The sequence below is a fragment of the Halorientalis salina genome (genome assembly GCF_005049285.1).
Classification (GTDB): domain Archaea; phylum Halobacteriota; class Halobacteria; order Halobacteriales; family Haloarculaceae; genus Halorientalis; species Halorientalis salina.
The window spans coordinates 442,962-461,467 of sequence record NZ_SOSC01000001.1 but is presented as its reverse complement, the minus strand read 5'-3'; the positions used below and the strand labels follow the sequence as shown (position 1 = coordinate 461,467).

The window sequence follows — 18,506 nt, the reverse complement described above, 5'->3', positions numbered from 1 at the left end:
AAAGAGACTGTCCCCGGATTCCGACCGGGGCGGTCAGCGCTCGATCGGTTCCCAGGTGTCTGAGGTGATCGTGGCGTCGTCGCTGTCGGGATAATAAATCGAGAGTTTCCCGTCCGTTTCGGTGGCCTCCAGATCCGGAGCGTTCTCGAACTCGCGGTCGCGAACGGGTTGTGTCAGTGGCCGATCCCGTTTCGGGAACCCGTCGGTCGAGGCGTGCCCGACCTGTGGCAACTGCGGTGGCTCCGTCTCACCGTCGGTCGTGTCCGGTAACCGATCGTCACGAACGAGGGACTCGTCTTCGATCCGGAAAGCCCGCCCGAAATCGAGACCCGAGAACACCGAGAGGCGACGACGAATCCCGTCGACCACGGAGTGGACGGCGTCGGCCACTCTCCGCGTGAAGGACGCGCCCGCTGTCGGTTCGTCCACGTCCGGGGAATCGCCCTCGAAGGGCTGTTGGGTGGGCGTGTTACCCATACACACAGATGGATGCGCCACTACAAAACGGTTGTGACCTGTCGGGTTTTCGTCCGGTAGGCGTCCGAACACCAACGTTATGTCGATACCCTTCGTGCCGAGTGACACAGTGAGTGACACGCAGGCAACCCTCGGCCAGGGCACGGAGGGTCGGGCCCAGATACTCGACACTGATGGGTCGGTGCTCGACGACGCGTCTGTGCCGGACCTCTCGGACGAGCGACTCGTCTCGATGTACCGCGAGATGTGGCTCGCACGACACCTCGACGAGCGAGCCATCAGCCTCCAGCGACAGGGTCGACTCGGGACGTATCCGTCGCTGGCGGGCCAGGAGGGGGCACAGATCGGCTCGACGCACGCGCTCGCGGACGAGGACTGGATCTTCTACCAGTACCGCGAACACGGGGCCGTTATCGTTCGCGGCCTCAGTCACGAGTACCTCCTCTACTGGATGGGCCACGAGAAGGGTAACGAGTGGCTGGCCGACCGCAACGTCTTCCCGCTGAACATCTCCATCGGGAGCCACCTGCCTCACACGACGGGGATGGCCTGGGCGTCGAAGCTGAAAGGCGAGGACCGGGCGTTCGTCTGTCACTTCGGCGACGGCGCGACCAGCGAGGGCGACTTCCACGAGGCGATGAACTTCGCGGGCGTGTTCGACGTACCGGCGATCTTCTTCTGTAACAACAACCAGTACGCCATCTCCATGGGGCGTGATGCCCAGACTGCAAGCGACACCATCGCTCAAAAGGCCGACGCCTACGGGTTCGACGGCGTTCAGGTCGACGGCATGGACCCGCTGGCGACCTACGAGGTGACCCGGCAGGCCGTCCAAAAGGCCAGAGATCCCGACGCCGATCAGATGCGGCCGACGCTGATCGAGGCAGTGATGTACCGTTTCGGCGCGCACACGACCGCCGACGACCCCTCCGCGTACCGGGACGACGAAGAAGTCGAGGCGTGGAAAGAACGCGACCCGATCCCGCGGATGGAAGGGTTCCTCCGGAACCGCGGCCTCCTCGACGACGAGAAACGCGACGCCATTCACGAGGAGTGCCGCGACACGGTCGCCGAAGCTATCGACGAGGCGATGACCTACGAGCCGAACCCCGAGCAGATCTTCGAGCACGCCTACGAGACGCCCACACCGCGCGTTCAGGAGGGGTTGGCCGAACTGCAGCGACTGCGCGAGCGTCACGGCGACGACGCACTGCTGGAAGACGAGTGAAATCCTCCGCGCCGTAAACGGCGCGGCTTCCCGGCATGGGAATACCAGCTACGTTTCGCTGTTGCTGGCAGAGGGTTCCGACCCGTGGAACGTCGAGAGGGTCATCTGCGAGGATTCCTCGCTCGTCTCTCGGTGGGTCGTGGCGCTGTCACAGGCGCTCCCATCCCGTGAGATGTCATCGCCTGCCGGTTTCAGCGGCAGGCTCTCACCCCACGGGTCATGGCGGTCAGCGATGTTGACCGCCGCGTTGATGTCTGCGTGGTACTCCGATACCCAACACTCGTCGTTCGTACACCGGAACTCGTCGCCGTTCCGGTGCCCGATATGAGCGCACTCGTGACACGTCTGACTCGTGTACTCCGGTCGGATGTACCTGACCGGAAGCCCCGCCTCTCGTGCTTTGTCCTCGATGCGCTGTTGGAGCCGAGCGAACGCCCATGCGTGGAGGCGTCGATTCATCCACTCGCCGTAATCGAGGTCTTCACGGATGTCCGAAAGGTCTTCCAGCACAAGGACTGGCTTCTCGAATCGACAGGCGTACTCGACGGAACGTCGAGACGCCTTCTCGATGATGTCTGTGAGTGCGTTCTGGTAGTGGTCGAATCGCTCGTCAATCCGCCACTCTGCGGCGTCACGCTCTTGAAGTCGCTTGAGCGTCGTGAACATCTCTTTGCGAAGGTGACGAGCGCGACCACCGTTGATGAGCAGTGGGTCAGTCGGAGTACCCTGCTCGCAGGCACAGCCCGCGAGCAGGTGTGCTTCGCCAATGTCGAAGCCAACTGGTGTTACATCGTCGTCTGTCGGTTCGTAGTCCGGTTCTTCGACCGGGAACTCGACGGTGACGTGGAGTGTCCACGACGTGCGGTGGCGTTGCAGTCGGAGTTGCCCCGCCGAAGCGTCACCGTGTACGAGATCGTGCCACAGACCGTCTTGTTCAGGGTTGATACGAAGCGGTATCCAGAAATTCGTCCCGCGACCGGGTTGCGGTGCCCACCATGTGAACTCGTAGTCACGCGCCGCCGAGTGGTCGAACTCGGCGGCTTGGTTGGTGAGCCGAACCGGGTGGTCGTCGTCCAACTCCTGCGCGTCGTAGGTGTCGTGAAGTTGTGGAACGTAGTTGCACAGAGCCGCTTTCGCCTGATACGGGAGGTCGTAGGGCGTCACCACATCGCTGGTTGCGCTCATCGTGTCACACCCGGCGTCGAACGCCTCGTGAAGCCCCTCACGGTAGGTGCCGAGCAGGTCACACAGTTTCCGCTCTTTGTGTGCTGTCGGCGGGGCGAGCGTAGCTTCCAGCGTTTTCGTGGTTGTTGCGGTCATGCTACTGGTCGTCCACGTAGTCCATCAGCACGTCAATGCTCACTTGGCCGGTCGTGGCGAGGAAGTACCCCGGTTGCCAGAACGCATCTTCAAGCGTCTGTGTCACTTCAGGAAACTCCGACCGAATCCGGCGAGACGTGACGCCTTTGAGCGAATTGATGAACTTCGTGAGGTCTGTGGTTGGTTTGGTCCGAAACAGAATGTGAACGTGGTCGGTACCGCCGTCCACGTTTGTGATACCGGCCTCGAAGTCATCTGCAATATCGTGAGCGATTTCAGCGACACGCTCCAGCCTCTCATCCGTCAGAATATCGGCACGGTACTTCGTGACGGTCACGAAGTGATACTGAAGCGCGTACACTGTGTGCGACCCGGTTTGCAGATGATACTCCATTTGGCCTTACCAGATACGAGACACCCAATCCAGATAACTCTTGTGACGTGAGGTATTCAGCAGGGAGAAACCGAGTGGTTCGTTGCACAGAGCTTACGCGATTCCCTCCCGCCCTGTTCGCTCCTCGGTTCCGACAGAGCGTCGGAACACCCGTCACTCATGGGAAGGGCGGGATTCTCTCGCTGTATCAAGATAGCGGTCAGTTGGCGGTCGTCCCGACCGCCTCCGGTGCCGGTTCGATTCTGTAGAGGGCAACGAACACCACTGCACCGATGGCGATGAGGGCAGCGGCGGCCCAGAAGGCCGTGAACACGTCGGTCGCGTCCCAGAGGACGCCGACGGTGACCGGACCGACGACCTGACCGACTTTCCAGGCGATCGAGCGCAGCGACATGCTCCCTGCGACGGCCTCGAAGTGCTCGCCCTCCTCGACGAACAGTGCCATGCTCGCCGGAAGTCGGATGCTGTCCGCGATTCCACAGACTCCGAAGGCGGTAAAGAGCGGGAAGAAGGCCGGCGGAAGGACGACAGTCGTCCCGAGGACGGCGACGCTGATTGGCGAAATCACGCCCGCCGCGAACTCGGCGAGCGGGATGAGTGCGGTCCCGAACGCGTACAGTAGCGCCCCGGTCAGCACGAACCAGTGTTTGCGGCCGACCCGGTCGGTCAGGTCGCCGATGAACCCCTGCGTGACTGTCTTCGTCAGCTTCCCGCCAGCGAGGATGCCACCGACCAGCACCGGCGACATGCCGAACGCGGTCCTGGCGTAGATGGGCAGGAAGATGAGGACGGCCATCTTCCCGAAACTGAGTCCCAGTCGGAAGACGACCAGCGCGCGGATCGCGGCCCGGGACAACAGCAACCGGAACGACTCGATGCCGTCGGTCTCTTCGGGGTCGGCTTGCCCGCCGGGGTTGTCCCGGAGAAAGAGCAGGACCATGATGCCCGACGAGAGGGTCACCGCAGAGAGGACGGCGTAGGTGAGCGTGAATCCGTAGACGGTCAGTAGGAGGCCGCCAACCAGATCCCCGGCGAGACTGGAGAACGCACCGACCTGGTTGTACGTCCCGAGCCACCGACCCCGCGTCGCTTCGGGACTGATCTGTCCGGTGACGGTCGTCCCCGTGATCCAGAGGATGCTCGCGCCGACGCCCTGAACGACCCGAACGAGGAGGACGTGCCCGACGTTCGTCACCAGCGAGAACCCGACGAACGCGAGGACGTTGACGCCGAGGCCCACCATGAGAATGCGCTTCGCGTTCCCCGTGTCGATCTTCCGTCCCAGGGGAAGCACGATGAGCAACTGCGTGAGCGCGAAGATGGTCCCGAACAGCCCCTCGACGAACCCCGTCGTGTCGAACTGATCCGCGTACAGCGCCAGGGCGATGATGATGGTCGAGTAGGCCTGACTGCGCGCGAACGCGGTGCTGGCGATGGCGAGGAACTCGCGGTTAGCCAACAACGAACCACGGCCAGCGTCGCCCACGGTGTCGAAGTCAGGTGAGCCGAGCGATAATGGGTTTCGTCTCGGCACTTGTCCGTTCCACGCTAGCAGTTCTCGCTATTGCCGATACTTTTTGTTCGCACCACCGGAGGGGCCAGTATGGGACACCTCCCGGACCCGAACGAGCACTTCCGGGCGACGAGCAACGCGACCGTCGACACGGGTGTCTATCGCGTCGTCGGAACGCCCGACGACCGGGTGACGCTTCTTCGAGTCACGGACGAGAAAGGTCGACGCCGACACACCGGCGAGGTGGTACAGGTAGCAGGTTCGACGCTCGCGACGCGGTTCGAACCGGCCGAGAACCCGGATCTTGGGTTCCACCCGCTGGCTATCGTGGACCGACTGGTGACGAGTATCAAAGCCGTCTACTGGCTCGTTCGGGGGTGAGTTCGGGTAGCCAGTTGCGTCAAGCCACTGATTGCTGGTCCGAGGGACCTTCGTAATCAGAGCTCGATCCGTTCGACGATCCGGTCCGTCTCGTCGGGGACGTTGAGAGCCACGATCTTGATCTTGTCTTCGAGCCCGGAATCCTGTAGCTTCGCCTTCAGGAGGTTGTCGACCTGGTAGACGCCGGCGGCGTTGCTCATCGTAATCTCGACCAGGACGACGCGGTCGTCGCCGGGTTCGAGCGAGACGCCTTTGATGGCCTGACTCGAGACGGTGTTGATGCCGCGCCCGCCGCGCTCGTACGGGATGCGGGAGCGACCCCGCTCCATGTCGAGCGCGTCGGCGACACGGACGACGCCCGCTTCCAGCGTCAGCGGGTCTTCCTCGGTGTGATGACAGAGGATCGCGTGGAGGACTTCGCCCTTGAGGCGGACGGTTTCCGCGGTGTCGTAGTACCCGAGGTCGGGGATGAGGCGGTCGAGCAGGTCGGCGGCGAGCGGAATCGAGTAGTAGGGATGTTCGTCCCGGTGGACGACGTGGCCGATGTCGTGGAGGGTCGCGGCAAGGGCGACGATGACGGCCTCGTCGGCCTCGTCGAGTCCCTGTTCAAGCGCGCCGTTGAACTCGACGCCTTCGCCCTTGAGGAGGTCGTAGAGACAGAGGGCGCGATTGCGGACGATGCCGATGTGTTTCGTCCCGTGGTCGTTGTACTTCTTGCGCGTGACGGGGTTGACGTTCTGAGCTTCCAGGTAGGCAGTGACTTCTTCGTCGTCGTCGAGATAGGAGAGGACGGCGTTGACGCGGTCGTCGGGAAACGCGTGGTCGGCGTCGGGGTCGTAGACGCGACCGTTGCCGCCACTGTCTGCATCACTCATGTCTCTCCGGTCGGGAGCCAGCCGAAAAAAGGTGCGGTACAAAAGCGAACGCCGTGACCGAACTCAGGCGTCGGCAGCCGCGTCCTCGACTTCGTCGTAGTCGGGTTCGACGCCGGGGTCGTCGCTGACCCACGCGTAGGTGACCTCCCCATCGCCGTCGATGACGAACACCGAGCGCTTCGCGACGTCGTGAACGCCGAGCTCGGCGAAGTCCATCCCGATGCCGTACTGCTCGATGATCTCCTTGTCGGCGTCGCTGATGAGGCCGAAATCGAGATCGAGCTTGTCGCGGAACTCGTTCAACGCGAACGGCGAGTCCACGCTGACGCCGTAGACGGTAGCGCCGATGTCCTCGAACGCCGTCAGGCGGTCGCGGAATTCGGTCATCTCGTGGGAGCAAACACTCGTGAACGCACCGGGGAAGAAAGCGAGGACCAGCGGCCCGTCGTCGAGGTTGTCCGAGAGCGTGAACTCCTGGATGTCGCCGTTGGCCAGCGGTGCTGTAAAGTCGGGAGCGGAATCGCCAACTGATACCATAGCACTCCGGTGTTGGGCTACCACTCCAATTATACTGCCGGTACGGAGAACGACAGGCGACAGATTACACCGAAATTAATTACGTACTACGAACAGATAATCCACTGAACATCCCAGGTTTGCCAACTCCTCGGACCAATCCGGTGCCGATTTGAGCCGGACGATACCACTTGTGGGCCATCTACGGACTGTTGTGAACGGTTCTCCGATGGCTACAAAGGCAAAAAGCCTATAATTGGCGTCCGGCTATGCTGAAACAGACATGACCGGTATCATCCCGTTGTTCCCGGGAATTCCCGGTGGGCCGGAACTCATCGTAATCCTGCTCATCGCGATTCTCCTGTTCGGCGCGAACAAGATTCCAGAACTCGCACGCTCGTCCGGGCAGGCGATCGGCGAGTTCCAGAAGGGACGTGAAGAGATCGAAGAGGAGCTCCAAGAAATGAAAGAGGGCGAGACGCCGCCCGGCACTGACGACGCCACGACGGGCGACGCGATGAACGACGACACCACGACCACCTCGACGGACACCGGCACCGAGCCCCAGGTCGAGAGCGAGGTCGAACCGTCGACTGAAGAAACCAGCAAGGAGTAAACGCCTCTTTTTCCGGCCTTCGCATGAACTCCGGAGCGACGCGGAGCGAAGGCCGCGTTCAACGCCAGATACCTTGCGGAGCGGCCGCTCGACTCAGAAGGGTTCAGAACCGCACTGCTGGCAACTGATGTCGAACTGCCCGTCGTCGGTCAGGTCCATCGCGTGGTCGGTTTCTTCCTCACACTCGCTACAGAACAGCAGCGCGTCGATCTCGTCCCAGTCGTGGTGTTGTCCCGGCGCGCCGATGGCGAACCCGCGAACCTGTTCGTCGCTCCGGTTCCCGCCCGTCTGGTACTCGCTGCGCTCGAACCGGATGCAACCGTTCGCGCCGACTTCGACCTCCTCGTCGGGCGTCTCGAACGTCGCCGTCCCCTCCAGGATGTAGAACAGTTCTTCCTGGTCGTGATGGCGGTGCATGCCTCCCGAGAACGATTCCCCGGGTTCGAGCTCGAAGTAATTGAACGCGAACGACTCCGCGCCGAGGGCGTCGGAGACCGGTTTCCGGACCGAGTGGACCTTGAGTGGATTGTTCTCGATCTTCACGTCTTCCAGCGCGACTTTCTCCATGTCGGTGTGATATTGTCCAACAGGTTTAGTCTTTCCTGGAAAGGAAACCCCTTTTTCGTCGCCCTGTCGAAGAGTCGATAGGGCGTGTGGCCTAGTGGACAGGGCGAGAGGTTCCTAACCTCTCGATCCCGGGTTCGAATCCCGGCACGCCCGTTCGTTCGCTTCGCTCACTCACGGCCGTGCCTGAGTCCCCCTCGCTCACTCCGTTCGCTCGCGGGACTCCCGGCACGCCCGCTCACATTGTTCGCTCGCGGGACTCCCGGCACGCCCGCTCACATTGTTCGCTCGCGGGACCCCGGCGCGCTTCCCCACATCAACCGTCCTTTTGAATCACCAGTCGCTTGAGGCAGTATTTTTAAGCGCTACAGTAGTGAACGCACAGGCAGGAAGGGGGAGGGAGATGGGTCTCACAGAGTCGATTAAAGAGGACGTGTTCGGCGTAGAGCAAAGCAACACAGCAGCCCTGAAACACGGGACGCTGATGGTCATGAACGCTGAATTGCTGGCGATGTTCCTGACCAGTTTCGCCTTCGCGAACTTCCTGCTGGTCGGTGCGGGATTCCTCACGGGACTGATCAACCGCGGTGGGCCACGGTCGGCGCTCTGGCACGGGACTGTCGCGGGGACCATCGGCGGGTACGTCATCGCGACGATCTTCGCGGGGCAGTACGGTGCGTTCGGGTATCGCGTCACGCCGATGCTGTCGACGACGACGGTGACTGACCTGTACTGGCTCTACGACCTGACCGCCCTCGTCGCATTCTTCGGCATCATTCTGTTCGTCCTCGTGGACGTCCTCGCCGGCGCACTGATCGCGGGACTGCTCGTCGACGGTGCCGGTTTCGCTGAACCCAGCAGCACCGAAGCCTGAGTGCCTAGTGTTATCTCGCAAGTATTTGAGAATATTTCTTAGCATTTTTGCCTGTAATAAAATATAAGGGTGATAATTAGGGATATTGAAGTGGAGCATGCCCGAGCAAGAACGGTCCCGTACCGAGGAGGAACGGAACGCATCCCAGGACGAGCGCGACACACACCACCCGACTCCGGGGGGCCTCCGCGGAATGGTCTAACGTCGCGAGAGGGGGAGAATGGCCACTCCCGGTCTCGGGACGAACTGTCGCGTTCGAAGTTCGGTTTTTCTGCCGATCCGATATCAAGGTTTAGGAGGGGGAGGACCGTCCGTCTGGGCATGGATAGGCGGATCGTCGCAGTCGGCGGGTTGATCGTGTTGCTGTCGTTGAGCGGGTGCATCGGCTTCATCACTGGCGAGCCACTGGAGTTCGAGTCGTCGCCGGCGGCCGTCTCGAACAGTTCCGCCGCGGAGACGGGATTCACGCTCCAGCAGTACAACGGGACGCAACTCAATCAGTCGATCGACGTCGCCGGCGTCGAGCGTGAGGTGCGGATCTCGTTCCATCAGGCCGTCTATACCCAGCAACTGCCAGCGGAGCTGACGGACGGCGAGATCAACGAATCGACGCTCTCGGAGTCGCAATTGAACGAGACGTCGCCTTCGGACGACTCACTCAACGAGAGCCTCAAACCCGCGGCCGTCACCATCGTCTCGCTGCCCGACGCGCAGTTTTTCGGCGAGTCGGTCAACCCGCTCGTTCGACTGCCCAACGAGCAACTCATCGAGCGATTCGGTGGCAACTCGCAGGGGAGTCTCGAAAACCTCGAGAAGGACGGCGAGCGCTCGGTCGAGCTACTCGGCTCCGAAACGACCGTGACGGAGTTCAACGCGACTGCCGAGAGCGAAAACGGGTCCACCCCGATGCGCGTGTCCGTCACGAAGACGGCTCACGAGGGTGACGTGGTGATCGTCGTCGCGATCGATCCGAACGGAAGCGGTGACGACACCGAGAGCGTCGACGAGTTCATCGCCGAGATCGAGCACCCGACCGAGGCACCGAACTGACTACTCGAACACCGTTCGCCCTTATTGCTCGCTGTCGGGGAACAGCGAGTCGAGATCCGGATTTGACGCGACGACCGCGTAGCCATCGGTCGTTCGTTCGACGATGTCGTGGGCGCGGAGGTGGTCGAGATGCGCGTAGGCTTCGCCCGGGCCGTGGAGGATGTGGATGTTCTCGAGGTCACCGAACAACTCGGCGCTCACGGTCCAGGGATCGGCTGGACCGAGTTTGTCGAGCGCTGCGAGCACGCGCTCGGTACGCTCGCGGTGGTGATCGATGATCGTCCGTGCGCGTCCGCTTGGGTCGTCGATCGGATCGCGGTGACCAGGCCAGGCGCGATCGAAATCGGCCGTCTCGATCCGTTCGAGCGCGTCGAGATACTTCGCGAGCGCGCCGTCGACGCGGACGTCTGCCCCGCCGACGTTCGGGGTGTACTGCGGGAGCAACGCGTCGCCGCTCAGGAGTTCGCGGGACCCGCTCCCTGTCCGGACGAAGCCCGTGAGACCGCTCGTGTGGCCCGGGAGGTGCATCGGGTCGAGGGTTTCCGCGCCGGCACTGATTGACGCGTCGAGATCGATCGGCGCGACCTCGGGGGCGTTCCCGCTGATGGTCGCTTCGTTCTCCAGGAAGCCGAGCAACTCCTCGCGCGGCCCGTCGGGAATCCCCCACTCCGCGAACAACTGGTCCCGCTGGTCATTCATTGCAGCCATGGCCGCCTCGTCCTGTTCGACCAGCGGGGAGTCCTCTGGATGGACGAGCACGCTTGCCCCGCTTTCAGCCTGGATCTCTCCAGCCAACCCCGCGTGGTCGGCGTGGAAGTGTGTGAGCACGACCTGTTCGATCTCCTCGATACGGGAGCCGTGTTCGGCGAGGCCGTCTTCGAGTTGGATTCTGGTCTCCGGAACGGCGACGCCGGTGTCGACGAGCGTGGTCGGTCCGTCGCCGTCGAAGAGGTAGGCGTTGTTCTTGCCCTCGAAGTGCGTGTTATCAAGCGGAAGCCGCTTCATGCGAGCTCACCCGTGACGTGTCGACCGGTGACTCCGACGCTGCAGCCGCCGGCCACTCCCGGTGCGATGCCGACGGTGTCTCCGTCAGAGAGGGTCGTCTCCGACCCGTCTAACTGTCGAACGTTCTCCTCGTCGACGAGGACGTTGACGTTCTCGCGCAACTGGCCGTCGCTGTCGAACAGCAGCGGTCCGAGGGCATCGACCTCCTCGCCCAGGGACTGCACGGCCTGCCCGACCGTCGTTCCCTCACTCAGCGTCCGCTCGAGTCGCTTCTGCCCGACTGCGTCACGGACCGTCGCATAACAGACGAACGTTATTTGCACGACTACTCCCCGGTGTGGCTGGGGCTTAAGCCCATCGGCGAGTATGAACTGTGTAAGATCAACGCGGGACTTCTGTTACTGGTGGAAGCATAACATCTATAAATAGGTGGTTAGTGGAAAGGTCCATGGGACTCATTCGCGCACCAGACGAACGGTTCGAGGACCTGCCTGGGTATTCCTACGACGTGAACTACGTCGACGTCGGGGGGCCGGAGATGGCGTACGTCGATGAGGGCGACGGTGACGAGACGTTCCTCTGTCTCCACGGGGAGCCGACGTGGTCGTATCTCTACCGGAAGATGCTCCCCCCATTGTCGGAGGCCGGGCGGGTCGTCGCCCCCGACCTCGTCGGCTTCGGTCGGTCGGACAAGTGGGAGGATCAGGACGACTACACGTACGACGCGATGTACGAGACGGTCGAGCGGTTCGTTGCCGAACTCGACCTGCAGAACGTCACGCTGATCTGTCAGGACTGGGGCGGCCTGCTCGGCCTCCCGGTCGCGGCGAACAACCCCGAGCGGTTCGCACGACTCGTCCCGATGAACACGAAACTGCCGGACGGGACCCAGTCGATGCCGGACATCTGGCACGATTTCAAGGACATGGCAAAGGACGCGCCGGACTTCGACGTCGCACAACTGGTCGCCGGTGGCTGTCTGAGCGACCTCGACGATGAGGTGCAGGCGGCCTACGGCGCGCCGTTCCCCGACGAGTCCCACATGGCCGGTGCCCGTATCCTCCCGAGCCGGGTCCCGATCGACCCCGACATGGAGGGTGCGGAGACGATCGGCGACGCTCGCGAGACCTTCCGGGAGTGGGACAAACCGGTGTTTGTCCTGTACTCCGATTCGGACCCGATCACGCACGGCTCACGTGACGATCTGCGGGAGTTGTTCCCGACGGCGTCCGAACAACCGGACATCTGGGTCGAGGGTGGCGCGCACTTCCTCCAGGAGGACGTCGGCGAAACGGTCGCCGAGAAGATTCTGGCGTTCGTCGACCGGACCCAGTAGACGCCGGCCGGCCGATCCGATCGGTCGCGGGCGGCGATACGTCGGTCCAGCAGGGGTTAGTTCTCGACCGGCGTCGGGGGTTCGACTTCGTCCCCGTACTTGGTCCGGAACTCCTGAATCAACTGGCCGATCTGGGCGTACCAGTCGTTCAGGAGTCGCTGCATGTCGTCGGCGACCTCTTCCGGGTCGGTCGGGTAGTAGACGTGGTAGTAACCACCCTGATCGTAGTTTATCTGTTCCTTTTCGATGAGGCCAGTTTCGAGGAGTCGCTGGATCGACCGATAGGCCGTCGAGCGCTCGCGTTCGACCCGATCGGCGATCTCGTCGACGGTCAGCGGTTCGTCGCTCCTGGCGAGCGTCTCGAAGCACTCCCTGTCGAGGTCTTTCAACCCGTGGAGACAGTCCAGGAGCCCCTCGCACTTCATGTCCTTGCGTAACATCTCGGCCATCGAGTCGGGCATACCTGTATATAATCAGCGTGTCAGTAAAAGGGTTATGTATGTTCTGTACAACACTACGAACGTGGGGAAACAGGCGTCTAGCAGTCAGACGAGCAGCTGAATGTCGGCTTCGGCCATCGCTTCCAGCGCAGTCGCGGCGCCGACGCCGACGGTGACGTCGTCGTAGAAGTCGTCCTCGTCGTAGTCCATCAGCTCGATGGTCATCTGGCAGGCCTGCATCTCCACGTCCATGGCGAAACAGGTGTCGAGCAACTCGTCGATGCTCGCCGTCTCGTTGTCGGCGATCTTCTTGCGCATCATCTTCGTCGTCACGCGGTCCATGCCCGGGATCGAGGCGATCGCGTTGGGGACCGGCATGTTGGGATTGCCCACGGAACTGAGCTTGAGGTCCTTGGATCGCTCCTCGTGGAGGATGTCCAGGCCCCAGAACGTGTGGAAGACGGTCACGTCCCAGCCGAAGGCGGCCGCGGTCGACGCGAGGATGAGCGGAGGATAGGCCATGTCGAGCGTCCCCTTGGTCGCGACGATGACCATCGACTTCTGGTCGTCGTCGGTTTCGACCGTTACGTCCGCGAGCTCCTCCTCCAGTTCGTCGATGCGAGCGCGCAGTTCCGCTATCTCAGCGGCCTCGTCGTCCGGGGTGAACCCGTCGTCACCCGCCGATTCGTCTGCGTCCGTGCTCATTCTTCCACCTGAACGTAGTGCACGTAGACGGTCTCACCGCCCTCGTCGCGTTCTTCCTGCTCGACCAGCGACACGCCGTCGGTTCCCGACGCCCAGCCGTCGATGTCGCTCATGCTCCCCGAATCGGTAGCGACGACCTCCAGCAGGTCGCCAGCAGCGAGGTCGTCGACGGCTTGCTTCGATTTCACGACCGGCATCGGACAGGATGCACCCTTCACGTCCAGCGTTTCGGTAACGTCTGTTTCGAGACTCATGTTGTGTCTACACTGTACAATACTATACTGGGCCTTGATAATTGTGTCGGTAATGGGCATAACTATAAACTGGAGTTGGCGTAACTCTGCTTAATGGCGGGAATACCGCGATAACGGGCCTTAGTATTGTATGCTATTAGAATTACTATCCGAAGGCTTTTGCGTCCGCAGTGGGTACTGTCGGGCGAGACATGCGTGGCTATCGAATCGACAAAGCTGATCGGCGGGGAGGGTTCGACGCGCGATGATCGGCGCGGAACTGTTCCCGAACGGTATCGCTCGTTACGCCATCGGTGGCGCGTTCATCGGCGGTGGCGTGGCGTTCATCTATCTCGCCACGGGCATCATCGCGGGCGCGAGTACGTTCCTGGAGACGACCCTCTCGTACGTTTCGGACGTCTCCCGGTTCAACCGCGGACCGTACGTCCTGTCCCGTGACTGGCGAGTCGTGTTCACGCTCGGCATCGTCCTCGGGGCCGGGGTGTACGCGGTCGGCTGGCAGGGCGGCGCGTGGACGACCGACGTCCAGTGGTGGCGACTCCTCGGCGGGGGCGTCCTCGTCGGCATCGGCACGCGGCTGGGCAAGGGTTGTACGTCCGGCCACGGCGTCTGTGGCGTGGGCTCGCTGTCCTCGACGTCCATCGTGAACGTCGCGACCTTCATGGCGGTCGCCATCGGGACGGCACAACTGATCGCCGCACTGGGGGTGTCGCCATGACGAACCGCGGGATCGGCTTCTACCTGACGGTCCTCGTGGGCGGTCTCATCTTCGGGTTCGGACTGGGATACAGCCACATGGCCCGTCCCGAGGTCGTGTTGAACTTCCTCCAGTTCGAGGACCTTGGGCTGTTGTTCGTGATGGGCGGGGCCTCGGTCGTCACGGGCATCACCTTCGCCGTCGCCACGCGATTCGGGCACTCGGCACCGCTGACCGGTGATCAGTACGTGCGCCGGCTCAAATCCTTCGACCGAAACGTCATCGCTGGCGGCGTCATCTTCGGCGTCGGGTGGGGCGTCTCGGGCATCTGTCCCGGGGCGGCCTACGCGAGCTTCGGCATCGGCAACTGGCCGATCCTCTGGGCCATCGGCGGGATGTTCATCGGTGCATACGTCCAGGGCCGCGTGCGCTCGCGATTGACGTCGTCCGATCGCGGTCCCGCGACCGCTGATTGAAGTCGCCGTCCGCTATTTCTCCCCGGTTTCGCCTCTCGTCGCAGTGAGCGTCTGCTGTTCTCCCGTTGTCCTACCGCGCGCCGTGAGCGACTGCTCGCTGTAACGCGGTGCCGTAGCTACGCATAACTTATCCATCGGTATGGATTCGTTATCGCGATATAGTATTGTACGACATACCCAAAACCGTTATCACCCCGGTTCCATTAGAGTTGATTGTGCAGAGATTCCACTACACTACAAAACCGTTAACATTGGTGAGTCGCTTTGTTCGGAATTGAATCCCTCAGCGGCAACGCGCAAGCGGCCGCACTCGTCGGTATCGTCCTCTTCGAGGCAATCGTGCTGTACGTCGGGTACGGTGGGCTCGAACAGCTGTTCGGGCCCGCCGTCAAGCGGGTACTGAAGGGTCAGTGTGCCCTCGTCGAGGTGCTGATGCGCCGCTGTTCGGTCTCGGAGAACGGAGGTGGGAATCGATGATGGAACTGTTCGGTGTGAGCGCAACGCTGCTTGCGACCTTCGCCGGGTTCGGCCTGCTCATCGGCATCCTGTTCGGCTTCTTCGGGATGGGCGGATCCTTCCTGGTGACGCCGGCGCTGCTGGTCATGGGCTACGACGCAAACGTGGCGGTCGGGTCCGGGCTGGCGTTCGTGTTCGGGACCTCCGTCATCGCGACGCTCAAACACCGCGACCTCGGTCAGGTGGACTACAAGCTCGGCGTGCTGATGATCGCCGGCACGACGGGCGGGATCGAGGTCGGCAAGATCGGCCTGGAGTACCTCCAGCACATCGGGCTGGCCGACTCGGTCGTCAGCGTCGCGTACGTCCTCCTGCTCGGGGGCATCGGGGCGTTCGTCACACGCGAGGCGCTGAAAGGCGACAGTGACGGCGGCCTCGAACACGACGTCGACGAGGACGCCGACCCCGAGGACGCTGAAATTCCCGAAATCGCACAGAAGATACAGTCCTACAACGTCCCGCCGATGATCTCGGTCCGGGGCGGGTTCACCGTCTCGCTGTGGATGGTCCTCGCGGTCGCGTTCGCGACCGGCCTGCTCTCGGGCTTCCTCGGCGTCGGTGGCGGGTTCATCCGCATGCCCGCGCTGTTCTACCTCATCGGCGTGCCCGTCCCGGTCGCCGTCGGGACCGACCTCTTCGAGATCGTCTTCTCCGGCGGGATCGGGAGCTTCCTCTACGCGCAGTCGGGGGCCGTTGACCTCAGTATCGTGGTCCCGCTGCTCGCGGGCAGCGCGCTCGGGGCCCGACTGGGCGCCGCGGCGACCTCGCTCGTCGAAGAGGAAGACATCAAGGTGTACTTCGGCATCATGCTGTTGCTCGGGGCCATCGCCGTCGCCGTCCGGCAGATCGGTGGCGTCCTCGAGATGCCGGTGCTCGATACGGTGAGCCTGGTTATCATCCTCGGAGCGGCCCTGCTCGTCAGCGGTGCCGTCTCCTACAGCGCCGTTCGCGAACTCCGCGCCGACGCGAACAGCAGCTCGGTCGCCGCCGACGTCTGACCTCCCCTCTTTTCTTCTCGCGACCTCGCTTCGATCGTGGGCCGACAGTCATGGCCATCTATAGTATTGCACAATACACGCAAGATATATGTGGCCCCGGCCCCAAGTGTGGGTTGTAACATGGACGCAGACGACTTCCCGACGCCTGACGTCGAGGTCGAAGAGATGGAACCGGCCGAACTCAAGAACCGGATCGACGACGGCGAGTCGGTGACCATACTCGACGCTCGGATGGAGGGCGATTTCGACGAGTGGCACATCGACGGCGACGCAGTCGAGATCGCGAACGTGCCGTACTTCCACTTCCTGGACGACGAACTCGACGACGACGTGCTGGAGCAGGTTCCCGAAGGGGACCCGCTGGTCGTCCTCTGTGCGAAGGGCGGTGCCAGCGAGTACGTCGCCGGCACCCTCGCGGAACGTGGACGCGACGTGGTCCACCTCGACGGCGGGATGAACGAGTGGGCCCGCATCTACGAACGCGTCGAGGTCACCGACTACGACGGTCCGGGAACGGTCTATCAGTACCAGCGACCGTCGAGCGGGTGCCTCGGCTATCTGGTCGTCGACGGCGACGAAGCTGCCGTTATCGACCCGCTGCGGGAGTTCACCGATCGCTACGTCTCCGACGCGGCGGAACTCGGCGCCGAACTCCGGTACGCGTTCGACACACACATCCACGCCGACCACATCAGTGGCGTGCGAAACCTCGACGACCGGGGCGTCAGAGGCGTCATCCCGGCCGCGGCGGAACCGCGGGGCGTCACCTACGCCGACGTCCTGGAGGACGCTGCGGACGGCGACGTGTTCACGGTCGGCGACGTCGAGATCGAGGTCATCCACACCCCGGGCCACACGACCGGCATGACCTCGTATCTCGTCGGCGACAGCCTCCTGACCACCGGGGACGGGTTGTTCGTCGAGAGCGTCGCCCGGCCGGACCTCGAGGAGGGCGACGAGGGCGCACCGGACGCCGCCCGACAGCTCTACGAGACGCTCCAGGAGAAGATCCTCACGCTGGACGACGACGTCCTCGTCGCCGGCGCACACTTCAGCGACGCCGCAGAACCCGCCGCCGACGGCACCTTCACCGCTCCCATCGGCGACCTCGTCGAGGAGATGGACGCGCTGACCGTCGACGAGGACGAGTTCGTCGACATCGTGCTCGCGGACATGCCGCCGCGGCCGGCCAACTACGTCGACATCATCGAGACGAACCTCGGACAGCAAACGGCGACCGACGAGGAAGCCTTCGAACTCGAACTCGGCCCGAACAACTGCGCGGCCAGCCAGGACGCGCTCACGGGTGACTAACGACGACGACCGATCGCGGCATCGCGGCGCGAACCGCTAACTTCTCGCCCCCCAATATTGGGCAACCCTTACACAAGTGTTTTCAGCAGTGACCGTTTACCCGGAGGTACTGATGAACGTGTTCACTCCAGGTCCGGGCACGAGTGGGAACGGATGGCAGGCACTGACGCTGCGCCACCGACAGCGGGGACCCGTCTGATGGGGCCGGGAGACAGCGCGAACGAGGCCGTTCAGGATTCGCCCGACCAGGCGGAGGGGCTCGACGACGGACCGCCCGACCCGCGGATCGGTGAGGGGCTGCTCGACGTCGACATGGGCCCGAGTTCGGCGTTCGCCCACCTCTACCGCGGGGAACTGCATCGGATGAAGCTGTGGCGCGAGCGACTGGATCGAACCACGAACTGGGCTGTCTTGTTGATGGCGGCCATCCTCACGTGGGCGTTCTCCAGCGAGGGGAACCCGCATTACGTCATCCTCGTGGGTCACGCCGCGATCACGATCTTCCTGTTCATCGAGGCGCGTCGCTACCGGGCCTACGACGTCTGGCGCTCCCGAGTTCGGCACATCCAGCAGAACGTCTGGGCGCCGGGTCTGGACCCCAACGTCGACCTGACAGACGAGGGCTGGCGGGAAGAACTGGCTGCCGACTACCAGCAGCCCAAGCTGAAGATCACGGCCGAGGAAGCGATCGCACACCGTCTCCGCCGGGTCTACTTCCCGCTTTTCACGGTTCTGGATCTGGCGTGGGTCCTCCGGGTGACCGCGTTCTCCGAACAACCGTGGCCAGCGAGCGCGTCCGTCGGTGCATTCTCGGGCGTCGTCGTCACTGCGATCGTCGTCGTCGCCTATGGGCTGGCGCTCTACCTCTGCTGTCGGCCCCGCACGTGGCACACGCGCGGTGAACTGCTCGAAACGGAACTCCGGTCCAACCGGTCGGACGACTCGGAGATGTGACCG

The 18,506-nt window shown here is 63.0% G+C and carries 23 protein-coding genes, 1 tRNA gene and 1 pseudogene; 13 read left to right on the top strand and 12 right to left on the bottom strand.

The window, feature by feature from the left end:
- Positions 1-33: 33 nt before the first annotated feature.
- Positions 34-477 (bottom strand): hypothetical protein, encoded by a 444-nt coding sequence (locus E2481_RS02475; protein WP_136715537.1) that lies wholly within the window; start codon positions 475-477, stop codon positions 34-36.
- A 109-nt stretch (positions 478-586) separates the two neighbouring features.
- Between E2481_RS02475 and pdhA the strand changes: the two genes are divergently transcribed.
- Positions 587-1,705, top strand: a complete 1,119-nt coding sequence (gene pdhA / locus E2481_RS02470; RefSeq protein ID WP_250137701.1) for a pyruvate dehydrogenase (acetyl-transferring) E1 component subunit alpha — start codon at positions 587-589, stop codon at positions 1,703-1,705.
- Positions 1,706-1,753: 48 nt separating this feature from the next.
- Here the strand turns inward: pdhA and E2481_RS02465 are convergent, their stop codons facing one another.
- The 3 genes from E2481_RS02465 to E2481_RS02455 form a co-directional block, all read right to left on the bottom strand.
- On the bottom strand, positions 1,754-3,025 hold the full coding sequence (locus tag E2481_RS02465) for an RNA-guided endonuclease TnpB family protein (RefSeq protein WP_136715535.1): 1,272 nt from the start codon (positions 3,023-3,025) through the stop codon (positions 1,754-1,756).
- 1 nt (position 3,026) lies between these two features.
- On the bottom strand, positions 3,027-3,419 hold the full coding sequence (gene tnpA / locus E2481_RS02460) for an IS200/IS605 family transposase (RefSeq protein WP_136715534.1): 393 nt from the start codon (positions 3,417-3,419) through the stop codon (positions 3,027-3,029).
- Positions 3,420-3,618: 199 nt separating this feature from the next.
- A complete protein-coding gene (locus E2481_RS02455; protein WP_136715533.1) occupies positions 3,619-4,905 on the bottom strand; it encodes an MFS transporter in 1,287 nt (428 codons plus the stop codon).
- A 117-nt stretch (positions 4,906-5,022) separates the two neighbouring features.
- Here E2481_RS02455 and E2481_RS02450 point away from each other — a divergent pair, with 117 nt between their 5' ends.
- Positions 5,023-5,313, top strand: coding sequence for a hypothetical protein (locus tag E2481_RS02450; RefSeq protein WP_136715532.1), 291 nt, complete (start codon positions 5,023-5,025; stop codon positions 5,311-5,313).
- A gap of 56 nt (positions 5,314-5,369) precedes the next feature.
- Here the strand turns inward: E2481_RS02450 and E2481_RS02445 are convergent, their stop codons facing one another.
- Together E2481_RS02445 and E2481_RS02440 are read right to left on the bottom strand one after the other, a co-directional pair.
- On the bottom strand, positions 5,370-6,188 hold the full coding sequence (locus E2481_RS02445) for an HD domain-containing protein (protein WP_136715531.1): 819 nt from the start codon (positions 6,186-6,188) through the stop codon (positions 5,370-5,372).
- Between the two features lie 63 nt (positions 6,189-6,251).
- Positions 6,252-6,725, bottom strand: a complete 474-nt coding sequence (locus tag E2481_RS02440) for a redoxin domain-containing protein (RefSeq protein WP_136715530.1) — start codon at positions 6,723-6,725, stop codon at positions 6,252-6,254.
- Positions 6,726-6,987: 262 nt separating this feature from the next.
- Here E2481_RS02440 and tatA point away from each other — a divergent pair, with 262 nt between their 5' ends.
- A complete protein-coding gene (tatA, locus tag E2481_RS02435) occupies positions 6,988-7,320 on the top strand; it encodes a twin-arginine translocase TatA/TatE family subunit (protein WP_136715529.1) in 333 nt (110 codons plus the stop codon).
- Between the two features lie 93 nt (positions 7,321-7,413).
- Here tatA and E2481_RS02430 read toward each other — a convergent pair whose 3' ends face one another.
- Complete coding sequence (locus E2481_RS02430; protein WP_136715528.1) at positions 7,414-7,887, bottom strand: cupin domain-containing protein; 474 nt, start codon at positions 7,885-7,887, stop codon at positions 7,414-7,416.
- A gap of 80 nt (positions 7,888-7,967) precedes the next feature.
- Between E2481_RS02430 and E2481_RS02425 the strand changes: the two genes are divergently transcribed.
- From E2481_RS02425 to E2481_RS02415, 3 genes are all read left to right on the top strand, one after another.
- A tRNA-Arg gene (locus tag E2481_RS02425) sits at positions 7,968-8,040 on the top strand.
- A 247-nt stretch (positions 8,041-8,287) separates the two neighbouring features.
- Positions 8,288-8,758: a hypothetical protein gene (locus E2481_RS02420; RefSeq protein WP_136715527.1), complete on the top strand. Its 471-nt coding sequence runs from the start codon at positions 8,288-8,290 to the stop codon at positions 8,756-8,758.
- Between the two features lie 321 nt (positions 8,759-9,079).
- The gene (locus E2481_RS02415; RefSeq protein ID WP_136715526.1) at positions 9,080-9,808 is read left to right on the top strand and encodes a DUF6517 family protein; all 729 of its coding nucleotides are present in this window, start codon (positions 9,080-9,082) and stop codon (positions 9,806-9,808) included.
- A gap of 21 nt (positions 9,809-9,829) precedes the next feature.
- Here E2481_RS02415 and E2481_RS02410 read toward each other — a convergent pair whose 3' ends face one another.
- Together E2481_RS02410 and E2481_RS02405 are read right to left on the bottom strand one after the other, a co-directional pair.
- Positions 9,830-10,813, bottom strand: coding sequence for an MBL fold metallo-hydrolase (locus tag E2481_RS02410; RefSeq protein WP_136715525.1), 984 nt, complete (start codon positions 10,811-10,813; stop codon positions 9,830-9,832).
- Positions 10,810-11,136: a ubiquitin-like small modifier protein 1 gene (locus E2481_RS02405; protein ID WP_169302355.1), complete on the bottom strand. Its 327-nt coding sequence runs from the start codon at positions 11,134-11,136 to the stop codon at positions 10,810-10,812. The genes E2481_RS02410 and E2481_RS02405 overlap by 4 nt, the downstream gene beginning before the upstream one ends.
- A gap of 125 nt (positions 11,137-11,261) precedes the next feature.
- Between E2481_RS02405 and E2481_RS02400 the strand changes: the two genes are divergently transcribed.
- Entirely contained in the window at positions 11,262-12,149 is an 888-nt protein-coding gene (locus tag E2481_RS02400; protein WP_136715523.1) for a haloalkane dehalogenase, read from the top strand.
- Between the two features lie 56 nt (positions 12,150-12,205).
- Here the strand turns inward: E2481_RS02400 and E2481_RS02395 are convergent, their stop codons facing one another.
- From E2481_RS02395 to E2481_RS02385, 3 genes are all read right to left on the bottom strand, one after another.
- Positions 12,206-12,610 (bottom strand): helix-turn-helix domain-containing protein, encoded by a 405-nt coding sequence (locus tag E2481_RS02395; protein ID WP_136715522.1) that lies wholly within the window; start codon positions 12,608-12,610, stop codon positions 12,206-12,208.
- Between the two features lie 84 nt (positions 12,611-12,694).
- Entirely contained in the window at positions 12,695-13,294 is a 600-nt protein-coding gene (locus tag E2481_RS02390) for a DsrE/DsrF/DrsH-like family protein (protein ID WP_136715521.1), read from the bottom strand.
- A complete protein-coding gene (locus E2481_RS02385) occupies positions 13,291-13,548 on the bottom strand; it encodes a sulfurtransferase TusA family protein (RefSeq protein WP_136715520.1) in 258 nt (85 codons plus the stop codon). The genes E2481_RS02390 and E2481_RS02385 overlap by 4 nt, the downstream gene beginning before the upstream one ends.
- A 244-nt stretch (positions 13,549-13,792) precedes the next feature.
- On the opposite strand from E2481_RS02385, the gene E2481_RS02380 reads away from it, so the two are divergent.
- The 6 genes and pseudogenes from E2481_RS02380 to E2481_RS02355 all read left to right on the top strand — a co-directional run bounded on the left by E2481_RS02380 (position 13,793) and on the right by E2481_RS02355 (position 18,503).
- A complete protein-coding gene (locus E2481_RS02380) occupies positions 13,793-14,266 on the top strand; it encodes a YeeE/YedE family protein (RefSeq protein ID WP_136715519.1) in 474 nt (157 codons plus the stop codon).
- Positions 14,263-14,721: a YeeE/YedE family protein gene (locus tag E2481_RS02375; protein ID WP_136715518.1), complete on the top strand. Its 459-nt coding sequence runs from the start codon at positions 14,263-14,265 to the stop codon at positions 14,719-14,721. Before E2481_RS02380 ends, E2481_RS02375 begins: the two co-directional genes overlap by 4 nt.
- A gap of 264 nt (positions 14,722-14,985) precedes the next feature.
- Positions 14,986-15,132 (top strand): annotated as a pseudogene (locus E2481_RS02370) (DUF7512 family protein); the annotation flags it as partial.
- A gap of 62 nt (positions 15,133-15,194) precedes the next feature.
- Positions 15,195-16,235 (top strand): sulfite exporter TauE/SafE family protein, encoded by a 1,041-nt coding sequence (locus tag E2481_RS02365; protein ID WP_136715516.1) that lies wholly within the window; start codon positions 15,195-15,197, stop codon positions 16,233-16,235.
- A 120-nt stretch (positions 16,236-16,355) separates the two neighbouring features.
- Positions 16,356-17,549, top strand: a complete 1,194-nt coding sequence (locus tag E2481_RS02360) for an MBL fold metallo-hydrolase (RefSeq protein ID WP_136715515.1) — start codon at positions 16,356-16,358, stop codon at positions 17,547-17,549.
- A 198-nt stretch (positions 17,550-17,747) separates the two neighbouring features.
- Positions 17,748-18,503 carry a DUF2270 domain-containing protein gene (locus E2481_RS02355; RefSeq protein ID WP_136715917.1) on the top strand — a complete coding sequence of 252 codons (756 nt, stop codon included), beginning with the start codon at positions 17,748-17,750 and terminating at the stop codon, positions 18,501-18,503.
- The last annotated feature ends 3 nt before the right edge of the window (positions 18,504-18,506 follow it).

What these genes read in the sequence shown, in the direction of transcription:
- E2481_RS02440 (WP_136715530.1), bottom strand. Translation starts at nt 6,725, where the DNA reads ATGGTATCAGTTGGCGATTCCGCTCCCGACTTTACAGCACCGCTGGCC.
- tnpA (WP_136715534.1), bottom strand. Translation starts at nt 3,419, where the DNA reads ATGGAGTATCATCTGCAAACCGGGTCGCACACAGTGTACGCGCTTCAG.
- E2481_RS02385 (WP_136715520.1), bottom strand. Translation starts at nt 13,548, where the DNA reads ATGAGTCTCGAAACAGACGTTACCGAAACGCTGGACGTGAAGGGTGCA.
- E2481_RS02420 (WP_136715527.1), top strand. Translation starts at nt 8,288, where the DNA reads ATGGGTCTCACAGAGTCGATTAAAGAGGACGTGTTCGGCGTAGAGCAA.
- E2481_RS02465 (WP_136715535.1), bottom strand. Translation starts at nt 3,025, where the DNA reads ATGACCGCAACAACCACGAAAACGCTGGAAGCTACGCTCGCCCCGCCG.
- E2481_RS02390 (WP_136715521.1), bottom strand. Translation starts at nt 13,294, where the DNA reads ATGAGCACGGACGCAGACGAATCGGCGGGTGACGACGGGTTCACCCCG.
- tatA (WP_136715529.1), top strand. Translation starts at nt 6,988, where the DNA reads ATGACCGGTATCATCCCGTTGTTCCCGGGAATTCCCGGTGGGCCGGAA.
- E2481_RS02365 (WP_136715516.1), top strand. Translation starts at nt 15,195, where the DNA reads ATGATGGAACTGTTCGGTGTGAGCGCAACGCTGCTTGCGACCTTCGCC.
- E2481_RS02395 (WP_136715522.1), bottom strand. Translation starts at nt 12,610, where the DNA reads ATGCCCGACTCGATGGCCGAGATGTTACGCAAGGACATGAAGTGCGAG.
- E2481_RS02445 (WP_136715531.1), bottom strand. Translation starts at nt 6,188, where the DNA reads ATGAGTGATGCAGACAGTGGCGGCAACGGTCGCGTCTACGACCCCGAC.
- E2481_RS02415 (WP_136715526.1), top strand. Translation starts at nt 9,080, where the DNA reads ATGGATAGGCGGATCGTCGCAGTCGGCGGGTTGATCGTGTTGCTGTCG.
- E2481_RS02360 (WP_136715515.1), top strand. Translation starts at nt 16,356, where the DNA reads ATGGACGCAGACGACTTCCCGACGCCTGACGTCGAGGTCGAAGAGATG.
- E2481_RS02375 (WP_136715518.1), top strand. Translation starts at nt 14,263, where the DNA reads ATGACGAACCGCGGGATCGGCTTCTACCTGACGGTCCTCGTGGGCGGT.
- E2481_RS02410 (WP_136715525.1), bottom strand. Translation starts at nt 10,813, where the DNA reads ATGAAGCGGCTTCCGCTTGATAACACGCACTTCGAGGGCAAGAACAAC.
- E2481_RS02430 (WP_136715528.1), bottom strand. Translation starts at nt 7,887, where the DNA reads ATGGAGAAAGTCGCGCTGGAAGACGTGAAGATCGAGAACAATCCACTC.
- E2481_RS02380 (WP_136715519.1), top strand. Translation starts at nt 13,793, where the DNA reads ATGATCGGCGCGGAACTGTTCCCGAACGGTATCGCTCGTTACGCCATC.
- E2481_RS02475 (WP_136715537.1), bottom strand. Translation starts at nt 477, where the DNA reads ATGGGTAACACGCCCACCCAACAGCCCTTCGAGGGCGATTCCCCGGAC.
- E2481_RS02400 (WP_136715523.1), top strand. Translation starts at nt 11,262, where the DNA reads ATGGGACTCATTCGCGCACCAGACGAACGGTTCGAGGACCTGCCTGGG.
- E2481_RS02355 (WP_136715917.1), top strand. Translation starts at nt 17,748, where the DNA reads ATGGGGCCGGGAGACAGCGCGAACGAGGCCGTTCAGGATTCGCCCGAC.
- E2481_RS02450 (WP_136715532.1), top strand. Translation starts at nt 5,023, where the DNA reads ATGGGACACCTCCCGGACCCGAACGAGCACTTCCGGGCGACGAGCAAC.